At 71.2% G+C, this 16,052-nt stretch carries 13 protein-coding genes and 1 pseudogene; 7 read left to right on the top strand and 7 right to left on the bottom strand.

All coding sequences use genetic code 11. The features are described from left to right. Positions 1-95 precede the first annotated feature (95 nt). Positions 96-1,388: an L-fuconate dehydratase gene (locus ACFQSB_RS15560; protein ID WP_380827166.1), complete on the bottom strand. Its 1,293-nt coding sequence runs from the start codon at positions 1,386-1,388 to the stop codon at positions 96-98. Between the two features lie 417 nt (positions 1,389-1,805). Here ACFQSB_RS15560 and ACFQSB_RS15565 point away from each other — a divergent pair, with 417 nt between their 5' ends. Both ACFQSB_RS15565 and ACFQSB_RS15570 read left to right on the top strand, forming a co-directional pair. Beyond that, positions 1,806-3,167, top strand: coding sequence for a sensor histidine kinase (locus ACFQSB_RS15565; RefSeq protein ID WP_380827168.1), 1,362 nt, complete (start codon positions 1,806-1,808; stop codon positions 3,165-3,167). Between the two features lie 428 nt (positions 3,168-3,595). Further along, entirely contained in the window at positions 3,596-4,600 is a 1,005-nt protein-coding gene (locus tag ACFQSB_RS15570; RefSeq protein ID WP_380827170.1) for a hypothetical protein, read from the top strand. A 62-nt stretch (positions 4,601-4,662) separates the two neighbouring features. On the opposite strand, the gene ACFQSB_RS15575 is transcribed toward ACFQSB_RS15570, so the two are convergent. After that, positions 4,663-5,334, bottom strand: coding sequence for a response regulator (locus ACFQSB_RS15575; RefSeq protein WP_380827172.1), 672 nt, complete (start codon positions 5,332-5,334; stop codon positions 4,663-4,665). A 180-nt stretch (positions 5,335-5,514) separates the two neighbouring features. Between ACFQSB_RS15575 and ACFQSB_RS15580 the strand changes: the two genes are divergently transcribed. Next, a complete protein-coding gene (locus tag ACFQSB_RS15580; RefSeq protein WP_380827173.1) occupies positions 5,515-6,450 on the top strand; it encodes a LysR family transcriptional regulator in 936 nt (311 codons plus the stop codon). A gap of 27 nt (positions 6,451-6,477) precedes the next feature. Here the strand turns inward: ACFQSB_RS15580 and ACFQSB_RS15585 are convergent, their stop codons facing one another. Beyond that, positions 6,478-7,560, bottom strand: coding sequence for a hypothetical protein (locus tag ACFQSB_RS15585; protein ID WP_380827174.1), 1,083 nt, complete (start codon positions 7,558-7,560; stop codon positions 6,478-6,480). Between the two features lie 378 nt (positions 7,561-7,938). Here ACFQSB_RS15585 and ACFQSB_RS15590 point away from each other — a divergent pair, with 378 nt between their 5' ends. From ACFQSB_RS15590 to ACFQSB_RS15605, 4 genes and pseudogenes are all read left to right on the top strand, one after another. Beyond that, complete coding sequence (locus ACFQSB_RS15590; RefSeq protein WP_380827175.1) at positions 7,939-8,430, top strand: cupin domain-containing protein; 492 nt, start codon at positions 7,939-7,941, stop codon at positions 8,428-8,430. A gap of 49 nt (positions 8,431-8,479) precedes the next feature. Then, a pseudogene (locus ACFQSB_RS15595) lies at positions 8,480-8,779 on the top strand (S8 family serine peptidase); the annotation flags it as partial. Between the two features lie 936 nt (positions 8,780-9,715). Continuing rightward, positions 9,716-11,098: a ricin-type beta-trefoil lectin domain protein gene (locus ACFQSB_RS15600; RefSeq protein WP_380827177.1), complete on the top strand. Its 1,383-nt coding sequence runs from the start codon at positions 9,716-9,718 to the stop codon at positions 11,096-11,098. Between the two features lie 133 nt (positions 11,099-11,231). After that, positions 11,232-11,834, top strand: coding sequence for a hypothetical protein (locus ACFQSB_RS15605; protein ID WP_380827178.1), 603 nt, complete (start codon positions 11,232-11,234; stop codon positions 11,832-11,834). A 28-nt stretch (positions 11,835-11,862) separates the two neighbouring features. Here ACFQSB_RS15605 and ACFQSB_RS15610 read toward each other — a convergent pair whose 3' ends face one another. The 4 genes from ACFQSB_RS15610 to ACFQSB_RS15625 are packed head-to-tail and all read right to left on the bottom strand — an operon-like array spanning position 11,863 to position 16,034. Further along, positions 11,863-13,074 (bottom strand): fumarylacetoacetate hydrolase family protein, encoded by a 1,212-nt coding sequence (locus tag ACFQSB_RS15610; RefSeq protein ID WP_380827180.1) that lies wholly within the window; start codon positions 13,072-13,074, stop codon positions 11,863-11,865. Next, entirely contained in the window at positions 13,071-14,252 is a 1,182-nt protein-coding gene (locus ACFQSB_RS15615; protein ID WP_380827181.1) for a mandelate racemase/muconate lactonizing enzyme family protein, read from the bottom strand. The genes ACFQSB_RS15610 and ACFQSB_RS15615 overlap by 4 nt, the downstream gene beginning before the upstream one ends. Positions 14,253-14,259: 7 nt before the next feature. Continuing rightward, positions 14,260-15,090, bottom strand: a complete 831-nt coding sequence (locus ACFQSB_RS15620) for a carbohydrate ABC transporter permease (RefSeq protein ID WP_354853225.1) — start codon at positions 15,088-15,090, stop codon at positions 14,260-14,262. Then, a complete protein-coding gene (locus tag ACFQSB_RS15625) occupies positions 15,090-16,034 on the bottom strand; it encodes a carbohydrate ABC transporter permease (RefSeq protein WP_380827183.1) in 945 nt (314 codons plus the stop codon). The genes ACFQSB_RS15620 and ACFQSB_RS15625 overlap by 1 nt, the downstream gene beginning before the upstream one ends. Positions 16,035-16,052 lie beyond the last annotated feature (18 nt).

Raw genomic sequence — 16,052 nt, forward strand, 5'->3', positions numbered from 1 at the left:
CCTGAGGCGGTGACGGCGGTGCCCGTCCGCCGCGCGCCCCGGCGTCGATGGTCAGGTGCTCGGCCGGGTCGACCGCGGTCCCGGCGACGCCCGCGTCAGCCTCCCCAGCGGTGCCCGTCGGGGTAGCGGTAGGCGGCGACGGAGCCGGGGTGCATGCGGGCGCTGTAGCCGGGGGCCTCGGGCAGCCGGTAGCGGCCGCCCTCGACCCGGACCGGGTCGGTGAAGTGCTCGTGCAGATGGTCGACGTACTCCAGCACCCGCCCTTCGAGACGGCCGCTCACGCAGACGTAGTCGATCACGGAGATGTGCTGGACCAGCTCGCACAGGCCGACGCCGCCGGCGTGCGGGCAGACGGGCACGCCGAACTTGGCGGCCATCAGCAGCACAGGGACGATCTCGTTGACCGAGGCCAGGCGGCAGGAGTCGATCTGGCAGAAGTCGATCGCCCCGGCCTGGAGGAGCTGCTTGAACATGACGCGGTTGTGGCAGTGCTCCCCGGTGGCCACTCCCACGGGGGCGACCGCCTTGCGGATGGCGGCGTGGCCCAGGATGTCGTCGGGGCTGGTCGGCTCCTCGATCCACATCGGCTCGTACGACGCCAGCCGGTTCACCCACTCGATGGCCTGCGGCACGTCCCACACCTGGTTGGCGTCGATGAGCAGCGTGCGGCCGCCGAGCTCCTCCCGGGCGATCGACAGGCGGCGCACGTCGTCCTCGACGTCCGCGCCCACCTTGAGCTTGACGTGGGTCCAGCCCTCGGCGACGGCCTCACGGCACAGGCCGCGCAGCTTGTCGTCGTGGTAACCCAGCCATCCTGGGGAGCTGGTGTAGGCCGGGTATCCCCGCTCGGCGAGCTCGGCGACGCGCCGCTCGCGCGTGGGAGCGAGCGCGGCCAGCATCTCGACGGCCTCGGCGGCCGTGAGCACGTCGGACAGATAGCGCAGGTCGCAGGCCGCGACCAGCTCTTCGGGGGGCATGTCCGCGACCAGCCGCCACAGCGGCTTCCCGGCCCGCCGGGCGGCCAGGTCCCAGGCGGCGTTCAGCACGGCCGCCGCCGACAGGTGCACCACGCCCTTCTCCGGGCCGAGCCAGCGCAGCTGGCTGTCGCCCATGATCTCCCGGTAGAGGCCGCCGAGGTCGCGGGCCAGCTCGTCCACGTCGCGGCCGGTCAGCCGTGCCCCGATCTGCCGGGCCGCCGCCACGCACAGGTCGTTGCCGCGCCCGATGGTGAACGTCAGACCGTAGCCCGCCAGCTCGGCGTCGTCGGTCACGAGGACGACGTAGGCGGCCGAGTAGTCGCCGTCGGGGTTCATCGCATCGGACCCGTCGAGGGTGGCCGAGGTGGGGAACCGGACGTCGATCACGTTCACCGAGGTGATTGTCGGCATGAACCAGCTCCCATTGATCCGATGAATACGCCCTGGACAGTAGAATCGCATCCGGCTCGGGACAAGTAAATCCACGTTGCGCGACTCCCCTGTCTTCCCGCAAACCCGATGAATCCCCTACCCGCGCCCCGCGACGTCCACCTCGCCGTCACAGAGCGGGACCGAGCGGCGAGCGGTCACCGGGTGGGCCTGGCGGCCGAGAACGACCTCGCGTACCCGGAGCCCAGAACGCGGGGGAAGACGCCACCGGGTGGCGGGGACGACCTCGGCATGCTCCGCGAGCCGCGGGCGGCGCGGCGCGCGCCGGGCGCATGACGAAGACAGGCGGCGACGGCGGCGACGGGGTGGAGCACGACCTCGCGTCTCCGGGGCCGGGACGAGCGGCCGGCGGCCTCCCGGGAGGCTAACGTGGTCCGCGTGCCCGACCTCGCCGCAGCTCCTCCTCGCACCCCGGCGCACCGGCGGGGAAGCCGGCGGGACACGGCCACGCTGGTGGGTTTCGCGCTGGCCTTCGGCCTGCTCGACGTCGTGATCTGCCTCAGCAGCCGGCCCACCACGGGGTGGGCGGGCCCGCGCGCCGATCTGCTGCTGCAGCTGGCGGTGGACGCCTCGCTGGTGTTCCTCGGCCGGTTCCCGCGCCAGGTCAGCGGGGTGGTGCTGGTGGTCGTAGCGCTCACGCTGTTCTCGGACGCCTTCTCCCCCGGCCTGTTCTCGCCCGTCGAGCCGGCCAGCCCGCTCGCGTTGCCCCGGGCCACGCCGGTGGTGGTCATCTACCTGGTCAGGCGGCAGCCGCAGCGGGTCGCGCTGCCGCTCGTCGCGCTGTTCGCGCTGGCCGGCAGCCGGCTGTGGGAGCCGAGCTGGACCGTCACGCCGGTCGGGCTGCTCAGCACGACGGGCCCGGCCGTGGTCGTGCTCTACCTCGACGCGCGCAGGCAGTTGCTGCGGTCGCTGCGCGACCGCGCCGAGCGCGCCGAGCGCGAGAAGCACCTGCTGGCCGCGCAGGCACGATCCGAGGAGCGCCGCCGGCTCGCCGCGGAGATGCACGATGTGCTCAGCCACGGCGTGAGCCTCATGGTGCTGCACGCCGGGTCCTTGGGCGTGACCTCCTCCGACCCCGCCGTACGCGAGGCCGCCGAGGAGATCAGGGCGGCCGGCGCGATGGCCCTCGACGAGCTGCGCGACCTCATCGGCGTGCTCAACGGCGAGCCGGACGACACCCGCGTCCGCCGGGCGGACGGCGAACCGGGCGCGACCCGCGTCCGCCGGGCGGACGGCGAACCGGGCGCGACCCTCGCCCACCCGCCGGGGCCGAGCCGCCGCCCCGCCGGCGCGCGGCGGCACGCGCCCCCGGTGCCCGACCCGGCGGCCCGGGCCGAGGAGTCGGCGGCCGCCGGCTTCCCGGTCGAGCTGGACGTCGAGGGCGAGCGGTCGCTGATGTCGCCCACGATCGCGCGCACGGTGCACCGCATCGTGCGGGAGGCGCTGACCAACACCCGCAAGCACGCGCCGGGCGCCCACGTTCGGGTCCGGCTGCGCTATCGGCCGGACGGCGTCACCGTCCGCGTGGTCAACGGCGCCGCCGCGCGTCCGGCCGACGAGGTGCTGGCCGGCAGCGGGTCCGGGCTCGGCCTGGCCGCCCTGGGGCACCGGGTCGACGTGGTCGGCGGCACTCTGCGCGCGGGCCCCACCGGCGACGGCGGCTTCCTGGTCGCCGCGGAGCTGCCGGCGTACGTCCCGGCCTCGCAGACCGATGGCAGGCCCGCCACCGCCCACGGCTGACCCCGATGCCTCGCCGCTGACGCCGCTGATACGTGAATGACCCCGGCTGGCGTGGCTCTCCACCCTGGCCACGTGCCGGAGATGATCGGCGCCGGGTCGGCGGGTCGTGGTACGGCGATCCCGGCGGCTGCTACGGCGCCCGAGCCGGTGATCGTGGATGGCCGGCGCATCGGCGACCGCGACCGGCAACTTTCGTTGTCGCCGGAGCCCACCTTGTGCCGTAGCCCCCGCCCCGCGTACCCGGGTTGCATGGAGGACGGAACCGCTGGGTCCGGTATCCGCCGGCGCGTTCCCGAGGGCCGCTGGCCGAGCAGGGAGGTGGGCGGGCCGGTGGACGGACCCGCCGGGACGACAGGGGCGACGCCCGCCCATCCCCTTCGCGGCCTCCCGGCGGCGAGACACGGACGCACGATGTGGAGTGAACACCCATGAAGAACCGGCCTCGCGGCGAGCGCAACCGGCTCGCCGCGCTCACCCTGGTGGTCCTCGGGCCGTTGGTCGCCGAACTCGCCCTGGGCTCCACGCCGGTGCGGATGGCATGGCTGCTGTTGCTGTGGCTGCCGATCTACGGCGCTGGGGTCCTGCTCATCCGCGAGCTGGTACGCCGCTTCCGCGGCGGGTGGCTCAGCGTCATCCTGCTCGGGGTGGCCTATGAGCTGGTCGAGGACGGCATCGCCCTGCAGGCCCTGTCCAGCCCTCACCTGTACGGCGCGGCCGGCTGGGCCCCCCGGGTGCTCGGCCTCAACAGCGCCTATCTGGAGGCCAACCTGCCCTACCACGTGGTGTTCAGCGTGACCGTCCCGATCCTGCTGACCGATCTGCTCTTCCCGCGCCACCGCCACGTGCCCTACCTCGGCCGGACCGGGCTGGTCGTCACCGGCCTGTGCGCCCTGGCCGGGGTGGCCCTGCTGAGGGTCAGCGTGCCCCCGAACCAGGATCCGGGGTACATGGCGCCGCCCGGTGTGCTGCTGGGGTGCCTGGCGGCCGTCGCCGTTCTCGCCGTGATCGCCCTCGGTGTGCTGCCGAGGCGCGCCGCGCGTCCACGCACCGACGCGCGGGTGCCCTCCGCCCGGGCGCTGGCGGGGGGCGGCTTCCTCGCCGCCCTCGCCTTCATGGGCCTGCTGTTCCCCTTCTGGGGGGCCGCACAGCCGGCCTTCACCCATGGCCTGTGGGTTCTGCTCCCGATGGCGGCCGCCGCCGTCGCCGCCGTGGGCACAGGACTGCTCGTCCACCGATGGTCGGCCTCGTCGCGATGGGACGATCGGCGGTGCCTGGCCCTGGCGGGCGGCGCGCTGATCGCGCACACGGTCTTCGGGGTCGTGGGCGTGGCCGACACGGCCCTGGACAGGGCGGGTCTGGTCGTCCTCGGCCTGCTCACCGCCTGGCTCCTGCTCGTGCTGGCCCGCCGTCCACCGGCGGCGGCGACGGGCTGAGCCGGGCCGTCGCGCACGCGCCGGTGGCGTCACCACCGGCGTACCCGGGTGGCCGGCGGGTCTCAGCCGGTGAGCCCGGCCTCGTGGGCCAGCAGGCCGGCCTGCGTACGGTTCGCGCAGCCCAGCTTCGTCAGCATGCGGGAGACATAGCTCTTCACCGTCGCCTCGGACAGGTGGAGCCTGGCCGCGATCGCGGCGTTCGACATCCCTTCGCCGAGGCAGACCAGCAGGTCGATCTCGCGCTCGGTGAGCTCGTCCAACCGGGTCCTGGCCTGCTGGACGCGCTGGTGCCGGCCGGCCGAGGCGGCGACCACGCGGCGCGTGGCCTCCCTGGACATCACGGTGTGCCCCTCGGCCGCGACGCGGACCAGGCCGATCAGGTCCTCCGGCGGCGTCGTCTTCAGCAGGAACCCCGACGCGCCCGCGCTCAGGGCCTTCATCACATGAGCGTCGGTGTCGAACGTCGTGAGCGCCACCAGCGCCGGAGCGGCCGGCATCGCGGCGATCTTCTCGATGGCGGTCAGCCCGTCCACCTCGGGCATCCGCAGGTCCATCAGCATCACGTCGGGCCGGAAGCGCACGGCGGCCTCGATCGCCTCGGCCCCGTCCTGCGCCACGCCGACGACCTCGATGTCGCCGGCCGAGCTCAGCACGGTCCGCAGGTGCGCCAGCACCATGGGCTCGTCGTCGACGAGGACCACGCGGATCGCGGTGCGGGCGCTGTCGGCGGACACCCCCGCAGTATCGCATCACGACCGGCCGGATGAGGCTCCCCGAGCACGACGGTCCCACCATGCCTTTCGCCCGCACAACCGATTCGCGATCGCAAGCATGGAGCACGCGGCATATCAGGACTTCACGCGCCCGATGCGCCGCCTGGACACAACCACGGGTTGTGGCCATAGGGTACCCGGATGGACCTCGACACCGTCCGGACCTTCGTCGCCGCCGCGGACGCGGGACGGTTCCAGGAGGCCGCCGCCGAGCTGGCGGTCACCCAGCAGGCCGTCTCCAAGCGCATCGCCGCGCTGGAGCGCGACCTCGGCGTGCGGTTGTTCACCCGGACCGCGCGCGGCGCCGAGCTCACCATCGACGGGCAGGCGTTCCTGCCCCACGCGCGCGAGCTGTTGCGCGTCGCCGAGCGCGCGGTCGGGTCCGTGCGCCCCGGCAGCCGTCCCCTGCGCGTCGACGTGATCGCCTCGCGCGGCGCGGCGTCGGGCCTGATGCGAGACTTCCACCGCGCGCACCCCGAGATCGAACTCGACGTGGTGATGCTGCTCGAGATCGAGACGGCCGTCGCCGCCATCCGGTCCGGTGCGATCGACGCGTCCTTCCGCGCCGTCGCCGTGCCCGGCCGGCCTCTTCCCGAGGACTTCGCGTCGGTCCGGGTGCTGGACGAGCGGCTCCAGCTCCTCACCGGCCCCGCCCACGCGCTGGCGGGCGCGCGGTCGGTGACCGTCGCGCAGCTCGCCGGGCACCGCATCTGGATGCCCGGCCTGGTCCCCGGAACCGAGTGGACCGCCTACTACGACGACCTGGTCGCCGAGTTCGGCCTCACCATCGAGGCGACCGGCCCCAATTTCGGCTCCGACGCGCTCCTGGACACCATCGCCGACACCCCGGCCCTGGCCACCTTCATGGGCGAGCGGACGCGCCTGGTCTGGCCCGCCGACTACGGCCTGCGCCGCATCCCGGTGACCGGCCCGACGCCCGTCTACCCGCATTCGCTCCTGTGGCACCGCGACAACCCGCACCCCGCGCTGGCCACGCTCCGCGCCCACCTCGCCGCCACGGCGGCCGGCCACGACGCCGCCGGCACCTGGGCCCCGGACTGGGTCGTCCCACGGTGAACGCCGCGTCCGGCCCTGAGGGCGGCGTCAGCGGACGGAGGACACCGCGATGCCCATTCCGTCGCGCAGGCCGGTGCCGGCGTCGGTGAAGGCGCGCCGCGGCGGGGTGTTGCCGTTGGCCAGCCGGTCGAAGGCGAGGACGGTGCCGGGGCTGTCGAACGCGGCGGCTTTGGTGAGCACGTAGATGGTGCCGTCGACCTGGCTGCCGACGATGCCGGTGATCACCTTCCCGGCCAGGCCGGTCGCCGGGCCGGAGATCACGCGCACCGGGGCGGCGTCCCCGCTCGCGGTGCCGGCGTACACGTTGATGTGGGTCTGCTGGCCCTGGCTGACGGCGACGTAGAGCCGGCCGGTGAAGGGTGAGTAGGAGACGGCGACCTGGTCGCAGGTGCTGGAACAGCTGCCCAGGCCGGTGTGCGGCCCGGCGATGACCCGTGCCGGTGTGGAGCCGCCGATCGAGCCGCTGGTGAAGTACTCCACCGCGTTGCCGTTCGCGCGCACCACCGCGGCGATGACATATCCGGACGGGTCGGTGGTCAGGACGCCCGGCCAGGGGTGGAACGACTCGTCGGTCGGGATCTGGCGTACCGCGGGCACCGTGTAGAGGTTCGCGGGGGTGCCGCTCGCATTCGGCGCGGCCACCGCGATCATGGCCTCGGCCTGGCCGGTCGCCACGTACGCGAACCCCGCGGCGTCCACCGCCACCGCCCGGGAGTCCGGACCGGCGACGCGGAAGATCCGGCCCGGCGTCGTGGCCCCCGGCGGGTAGACGAGGGTGGTCGCGTCCGACAGGAAGCTCTGCGCGTAGGCGTTCCCCCGGGTGTCGAAGGCGATTCCCCACGGCCCCCAGTAGGTGTTGGGGTCGCCCGGGTCGGCCAGTTGCCGCACCGGCGACACCGCGCCCGAGCTCCCGGTGGGGTAGGCCGTCACCGGTCCGCGGGTGTTGGCGACGTACAGCAGTTCCGGGCCGGTGGGGAACGGCGTCGGACTGACGGAGGGCCCGCCGGAGGGCACGGCGGACGGCACGGCGGCCGTGGCCCTGGCCGTGGGGAAGCCGCCCAGCCACCCCGTGCCCGCTACGACCGCGAGCGCGGCCACGACACCTGCCACACCCAACCGCTCTGATAAACCACGCCGCATGCGCACAACGTCGCACCGCACCGGCCGTAAGGCAACGGCCCGCGACACCGAGGAAGTCACCCCCCGCCGTGGAGGCACCGGCTTGGACCCCACGATGGGTAATCGCCCACGGTAGCGACTTGATCACCCGCCCCGGCCCATCTCACCGCCGGCCGGCCCCGGATGAACCTTTCACGCCGGACTCAGTGGACGGCCGGCGCGTCGTCCACGGCGGCCAGGAACTCGGCGAACGGCCGGTCGACCACTGACCATCGCGCCTGACGAGAACCTCCGCACAGACTCGTCACTTTTTCTCCAGTGGACCGCGCTGTAATGGCCGCTACGTGTCCTGAGGAGAAAGGTCAGCTTATGAGCCGGTTCGACAACGGGTGGGGCGCGGACGGATGGGCCGTGCCACCCGGCGGGGGGAACCTGGTCGAGCTGGGTGGTCCGCACCGGCCGGAGATCCTGGTGCGCGGCGCCGAGGTGGGAGGCGAGTTGGGCGCCTTCGTGTTCCACCATGACGTCATCGAGGAGAATCCGCCGCACGCCCACCACGACTTCATGAAGATCGCCTACGTGCTGGAGGGCGAGTACGCGTTCCGCGTCGGCGACGCCGAGTTCGAGGGCGGCCCGGGCACCACCGTGGTCGTGCCCCGCGGCTCGTACCACACGTTCGTGACGCCGACCGGCGGCAAGCTGCTCTTCGTCAGCGCCCCCTCCGGCAACGAGGAGCTCTTCCTGGAGATGGGACGCCTCGGAGCGGACCCGTCGCCAGGGCAACTGCTCGCCCTCGACGAGCGCTTCGGGACCACCCGCCTGCCGGGCGACGAGGGCCGCCCGTGGCGTCAGCCGCGCTGACCCCGTCGTCGGACGGAAAGCCGGCGACGACCCGTGGCTGTACAACTGCATGGACGACCCCGACCAGCGTGCCATCGTCGACGCGGTCAACAGGGCCCAGCTCTACGCGCGGCGCAAGGGCACGCTCAATGTGGCCGCGGCCGGCAACGCCGGCGCCGACCTCGGCGCGGACGCGATCGTGGACGACAGAAGCCCGGGCGGCGACAAGTACCAGATCCCGGACACCCCGGGGAAGGACGGCCGCATCCTGTCCACCTTGCCGAACGGCCGGTACGGCTACCTTCAGGGCACCTCGATGGCGTCCCCGCACGTGGCCGCCGTGGCCGCGCTGCTGAAGTCGGCGCACCCGCACGCCACCCCCGGCCCAGCTCCAGGCCCTGCTGAAAGCGCACGCCGACAACCCGGGGTGCCCGAGCGGCCCCTACGACGGCAACGGCGACGGAGTCGCGGACGCGACCTGCTCCGGCGACGAGCACGTCAACGGCTTCTACGGCCACGGCGTCGTCAACGCGCTGCGCGCGGTCAAGTAGGCCCTGCCCTGGCCGATGGTGCGGCTTCCGCCGAGGGTCTGGATGAGCGACTGGAACCGCACCGCTCCCCTCCCCTCCGCCGGACCGCCGGCCTGCTCGGACGACCTCTTCGGAGATACCCCCTTACGAGCACCCACGTCCGCTCACCGTCACGCGGGCCACCGGTCGAGGCGGCGAGAGCGGCGAACCTTGACGAACGGTTGGTCCGCGAGTCGCTCGGCCGACCGTGGTCGATGGCGAGGTCCGAGAGCCGCCCGCCGTCCGGGGCGCGAGTCCGGCGGTCCTCAACACACGCGGCCGCTGTATTGCCCGATCACGGCCGAAAGTATCGGAATTCCGCAAAAACTTCTGGAAGGGGGCCCAATAGCACTTGACGACGGCATCCCATGATCATTTCGGGAGGCCATCCGCCCTCCACCCGGCACGTGATCGGCCTGTTCACTACGAAAGTTTCATCCTGTGCGCCAGGCACAGGCGCGAACAATCCCTGGTCAGCACGTGTGGAGGAGCACCCCGCGGGACCGGCGCCCCGCACCGGAAGTCAAGCTACTTGACATCCGTGATCAGGTCGTATTTGCTCCCTCGCACCACACCTTTTCAGCACGTGTGCGGCGCACTGATAACCCGCCGCCGAACCTTGGCGCTGATATCCCGGTTCCCGTTTCACAGCACCCGGCATTCGATGCCGCTGATGGAAAGGAACGCAGAAATGTTATCGACATCGGCCCGGTCCGCACGGCCAGAGGGAATCGCAAATGTTGAAGCATAGGTCAATCCTCGGGGCCGTGGCGCTCGCGGCGGCCGTCGTCCTCGCGACAGGGCACGCGGCGATGAGCAGCGGCAGCAGCACAGGAAACTCGGCGTCCGCCGCCGCCGCGCTCGCGGGCACCGCGGGATGCGGTAAGACCCCGACGCTGACCAGCGGGACGCGGAGCATCACGACCAGCGGCAAGAACCGCCAGTACATTCTGCGGATTCCTTCGAACTACAACAACAACACCCCCTACCGCCTGATCTTCGGCCTCCACTGGCTGAACGGCACCATGAACGCCGTCGACTCGGGCGAAAGCGCCGGGGCCTCCTGGTCCTACTACGGGCAGCGGCAGCTGTCCAACAACACCGCGATCTTCGTCGCGCCGCAGGGCTTCAACAACGGGTGGGCCAACAACGGCGGCGAGGACGTCACCTTCATCGACGACATCATGCGGCAGGTCGAGTCGGACCTGTGCGTCGACACCTCGCTGCGTTTCGCCATGGGGTGGAGCTACGGCGGCGCCATGAGCTTCTCCCTCGCGTGCAGCCGCGCGACGGTCTTCCGCGCGGTCGTGGTGTACTCCGGCGCGCAGCTCAGCGGATGCAGCGGCGGCACCCAGCCCATCGCCTACATGGGACTGCACGGCATCACCGACAACGTGCTCAACATCTCCCAGGGACGGGCGCTGCGCGACAAGTTCGTGCAGCTCAACGGCTGCACCGCGCAGAACCCGCCCGAGCCGGGTTCCGGCAGCCGGTCGCACATCATCACCGCCTACTCCGGATGCCGCGCCGGATACCCGGTCGTCTGGGCCGCCTTCGACAACGGCCACACGCCCGCCCCGGTGGACGGGACCTACACCGCGGACGGCGCCCAGACCTGGACCAAGGGCGAGGTGTGGAAGTTCATCTCCCAGTTCACCAGCACCGGCAACCCCAATCCCACTCCCACCCCCACGCCGACCGTCACCCCGACCGTCACCCCGACGCCGACCGTCACCCCGTCCCCCACGACGGACTTCCGTCTGCGCAACGAGGGCGCCGGCCGCTGCGTCGACTCCCCCAACAGCGCCACCGCCAACGGCACCCAGCTCCAGGTCTACGACTGCCACACCAACGCCAACCAGCGCTTCACCTACAACTCCGGCCGGCTGGAGATCCTCGGCAAGTGTGTGGACTCTCCGACCAACGCCGGCTCCGGCACCCGCGTCCAGCTGTGGGACTGCCACACCAACAGCAACCAGCAGTGGACCTTCACCTCCAGCGGCACCATCACCAACGGCGCCAACAACCTCTGCCTCAACGCCGCCGGCACCGGCAACACCTCCGGCGTGACCATCGCCACCTGCAACGGCCAGGCCACCCAGAGATGGACCAGGGCATGACCACCCACTAGCCGATGACGAACGTCGGGTCCAGGCGACTCCGCCTGGACCCGACGTGACATTTCCGCTTCGCCGGAGACCTTCGAAAATATTCGCGTGCGCCGTGAGTGCGGCCGGGTGTTGCATGGGCCAGATGATCGACGAACCGCTGGAACGACTGCGCGCCGCCGCCCGACGCACCCGTGAACTGGCTCTGCACCGGGCGAGCACCGGCCTGGGGCACCAGGACGCCGACGACGACATCGGCACGATCGGCACGGACGGAGCCCTCGGGTTCGACCCGTTCCCCCTGCTGGAAGCCCTCCATCACCACGGCGTCCGAGCCGTCGTGATCGGGCAGGTCGCCGGCATCATGCATGGGTCCACCGAACCGACCGGCGATCTGGACCTGCTCTGGGATGGCGCCCCCGCTCACGCCCCAGCCCTGGCGGCCGCCTTGACCTCCGTCGACGCCCGGCTCTCCGACGAAGCAGGCGACCCCCTGCCTACTCACCCGGATTCCCTTCTCCGCCCCAAAGTGCAGTTCACCTCACCCGCGGCCGGCGGGGACTGCTGCACCCCGGCGCTCCCCTGGGGCGACCTTCGCCCCAGAGAGTTCCTCGACCACGCGGTCACCGCGGTCGACCCGGGCGGCCTGGAAGTCCACTACGTCTGCCGAGAGGACCTGATCCGGATGCGCCGCGCCATAGGCCGCCCCAAGGACCTGCGCCGAGCAGCCGAACTGCGAGAGCTGTGAGAACTGTGCGACGTCGTCAGACCGGGGCTCACAACAGTCCTCTCTTCACGAGGTTCGTCATGAGGTCGCGGACTCCGAAGTCCCAAGGTGCGCAGTCCTCGGCGTGCTGGACGCGGTTGACCAGGGTGCCGAGGGCGGGGGAACCGATCCGCACCACGTCGCCGGTCTTGTGCGTGAACCCCTCGCCCGGGTGGTCGCGGTCCTGGATGGGCGCGAACATCGTGCCGAGCATCAGGACCGCGCCGTCGGGATACTGATGGTGCGGACCGATCAGTTGCCGCACCAGCGCTTCCGGATCGCGTGACATTCGCGCCATCTCCGAGACCGCCTCGAGGCGGAAGCCGTCCTCGCCTTCGATCTCCAGCCGCACCACCAGGCCGCGTACCTGTTCCAGGTCGAACCGCTCGTCGAAGAGCCGGATCAGGGGGCCGAGCGCGCACGAGGCGTTGTTGTCCTTCGCCATCGGCAGCAGGAGCGCGGATCGGCCCTCGACATCCCGGAGGTTGACGTCGTTGGCGAGCGCCGCCCCCACGATCCGGCCACTCGACTGGACGATGAGCGACACCTCGGGCTCGGGGTTGTTCCAGGTCGAGGCTGCGAGCACCCCGACGGGCACCGCGGTTCCCATGGCGGACAGGACCTGCCCCTTGGTGAAGATCTCGGCGTCCGGGCCGATCCCGACCTCCAGGTACTGGCTCCAGATGCCCTCGGCGACGAGCAGGGTCTTCAGCCGCGCCGCCTCCTCCGAACCTGGCGTCAGGTCGTGAAGATCGGCGCCGACGCCGGCGAGCATCCGCCGGCGGATGTCCGCCGCGAGTGCCATGTCGCCGCCGGCCCGCTCCTCGATGACGCGTTCGATCATCGAGACGGGGAAGGTCACCCCGGCGGCCTTGAGCGCCTGGAGGTCGACCGGTGCGAGGAGCCAGGGCCGGGTGTGGTCCCGGTCCGCGGCCCCGGTGTTGGCGAGCACGTCCCCGAAGCCGCCGACATGCCGGCCATCGAGCGCGGAGACCACGGCGGCGGGGTCCGGCAGCTCGCAGATGTCGCGGACCGTCGGGAAGTCCGCGCTGATGTCGATGACCTCTCCGTCGCGGACCACCACGGGTGAGGGCCCTTCGACGAGAGGATCCCAGATCCGGCCGATCAGGACACCGTCCGCGGCATCGTCCGGCAGCGCGTCCGCGGCCGTCCCGAACCAGGCGGCCTCGGCGGCGAGCTCATCGGGCGATGACCAGATCATTTGCCGTCTCCCAGGTTGAAGAAGGACCGCTCGTCCGCGGGCCGGATGTCGAAGACGGCGTCTTGGAACATCCGCAAGGGGTGGGGGGTGAAGGGATGCCGTGCGATCGCCTCGAGATCGAGCTCGATGCCGAGACCGGGCCCGGTCGGGATGAGGATGTCACCCTCCTGCGTCAGTACGAGTCTCTCATTGGTGATCTCCGGACGCCATGGGACGTCGGTCGCCATGATCTCCAGGTAGCGGAAGTTGGGCAAGGCGGCCCCGAGTTGCAGCGTCGCCGCGGTGCTCAGCGGTCCGCTGGGATTGTGCGGCGCGAACCCGACGTAGCCGGTCGCGGCGAGCGTCGAGATGAAGGCCAGTTCGGCGATGCCGCCGGCGTGCGTCACATCGGGCTGGACGAAGTCGACCGCCTGGCGGGCGAGCGCCGGCGCGAACCCCTGCCGTCCGAACCATCGCTCCCCCGCGGCGATGGGCACCGGCGACGCCCGGCGGACCTCGACGAGGGCGTCGAGGTTGTCCGGGGGGCAGGGTTCCTCGAACCACACCGGTTCGAACTGCGCGATCTGCCGCGCGACCTTGACGGCGTGGTTGACGTCGAAGCGGCCGTGACCCTCGATGAACAGCTCCACGTCGCGTCCGACCGCGGAGCGGACGGCGTCGATCTGTGCGAGCACGCGGTCCAGTTGCCGGGAGGTGATCGTGAGGTCGTGGTTCTCGAAGGGATCCCACTTGAGACCGCGAAAACCGGCCTCGACGGTCCTCCTCGCGGCGGCCGCGTAGTCCTCGGGCGTGACGGCTCCGGAGAACCAGCCGTTGGCATAGGCGCGCACCCGGTCGCGGGTGGCGCCGCCGAGCAGCCGGGAGACCGGGACGCCGAGCTCTCGGGCCGAGATGTCCCACAGCGCCATCTCCAGCGAGCTCAGCGCGGTCATGATGACCGGGCCGCCTCGCCAGTACCAGTCCCTCGCCAGCTCGTACAGGATGCCGGATATGCGGGTGGGGTCCATCCCGGTCACGGCTTCGGCCACTTCGGCGATGGCGCCCTGGACGGCGCGTTCCTTGCCCTCCAGGGTCGCTTCGCCCAGTCCGACGATTCCCTCGTCCGTCGAGACGCGGACGATCACCAGGTTGGTGCGGTAGAAGTCGACGACCACGGTGTCGACCGAGGTGATCTTCATGTCCGGCTCAGCCCTTCACCGCGCCGGCGGTCATGCCGGCCACCACATATTTCTGCACGAACAGGTAGAAGACGACGGCGGGCGCCGTGAACATGAAGGCGACCGCCATGACGGTCTGGATCGGGGTGCCGAGTTCGCCGATGAAGTTCGCGATGCCGACCGACGCCGGCTGCATTCCGGGGGTGAAGATGAACGTCACGGCGAACACGTACTCGTTCCAAGCGTGGAAGAACGCGATGACCGCGGTGGCGGCCAGCGACGGAGCGATCAGCGGCACGTTGATGCGGGTGAGCACGGTGAGCGGTCGTGCTCCGTCGACCCGCGCGGACTCCTCCAGTTCGCGAGGCAGGCCGTCGATCGCGCCCTTGAGGATGAGGGCGACGATCGGCAGGACGAAGGCGGAGTTGACCAGGATGAGGCCGCCGAGGGAGTCGAGGAGGTCGAATCGCCGGAAGAGCGCGAACAGCGGCACGACCATGAGGGCCTCGGGAAGCATCTGCGTGAACAGCAGCGCGACGGTCACCAGGACCTTGCCCCGGAACGTGAACCGCGAGAGCGCGTAACCGAGCGGGATGCCGAGGCCGATCGAGAGGACCGTCGTGCCCGCAGCGATCACCAGGCTGTTGCGCAGCCAGGTCGTCGCCTTGCCTTCGGCCAGCGCGTCGATGAAGACCCCGAACTGCGAGAAGTCGGGGACGAGCCGGGCCTTGTGGGCGAAGAGCTCAGAGTTTCCCGACAGTGCGGTGACGAACATCCAGTACAGCGGGAAGACGGCGATCCCGAGCACGACGAGAACGGCGATGATCCGCAGGGTCAGGCCGACGTGGGGCGGTCTCATCAGCGGGCCTCCCTCTCGGCGGCACGGGCGACGAACCGGCTGCCTGCGATGACGATGAGCGAGATGACGACGCCGACCATGCCGATCGCCGCCGCCGAGCCGAGTTGCTTGGAGTCGAAGGCCTGGGAGTAGAGGTCGATGACCAGCGTCCTGGTCGCCCCGACCGGTCCCCCCTTCGTCATGAGCCAGATGAGCTCGAATCGCCGCAGCGACCAGATGGTCATGAGGAGGGCGAGCAAGCCGACGGTCGGCTTGATGGCCTGCCAGGTGACGGCGCGGAAGGTCCACCACCTCCCCGCACCGTCCATCGTCGCGGCCTCGGTGAGGTGCGGGGGGACGGACTGCAGCGCGGACAGCAGCACCACCGAGGTGAAGGGGAACAGTTGCCAGATGGTCGTCGCGAGGACCGCCGGGAGGGCGTATCGCGGGCTGTCGAGGATGGCGCCGCCCGGGACGCCGAGGCCGACCGCGTCCAGGAATCGGTTCACGATCCCGTAGTCCGGGTTGAGCATCCATATCGCGATGAGCGCGACGGCGATACCGGGCGCCGCCCACGGAATGGTCACCAGTGCGCGCGCCAGCCCTCGGCCGCGGAAGCCCTTGTTGAGGAGCAGGGCGACCGCGAGCCCGGTTCCGACGGCGACGACGACGCACACGACGACGTAGACGAGGGTGATGAGCAGGGTACGGCGGAAGTCCGCGTCGCCGAAGATGCGGGTGAAGTTGTCCAGTCCCACCCAGGTGCTGCGTGTGGGGTTCAGCAGCGAGGTTCGCGTGAAGCTCAGAAAGACTTCCTGCGCCAGCGGGACGACCTGGAACACCAGGATGAAGAGGGCTGCGGGGGCCAGGAAGAAGTAGGGCGTCCACCTGCTCCCCAGCGGGCTGCCTCGACGCCGGGCCCCGGATCGAGGTCCTGTGATCTGCTGCCGTTCCAGCACGGTCATCGAGTTCGGTCCTTCGAA

The sequence above is a fragment of the Sphaerisporangium rhizosphaerae genome, from assembly GCF_042665155.1.
In the GTDB taxonomy this organism is placed as follows: domain Bacteria; phylum Actinomycetota; class Actinomycetes; order Streptosporangiales; family Streptosporangiaceae; genus Sphaerisporangium; species Sphaerisporangium rhizosphaerae.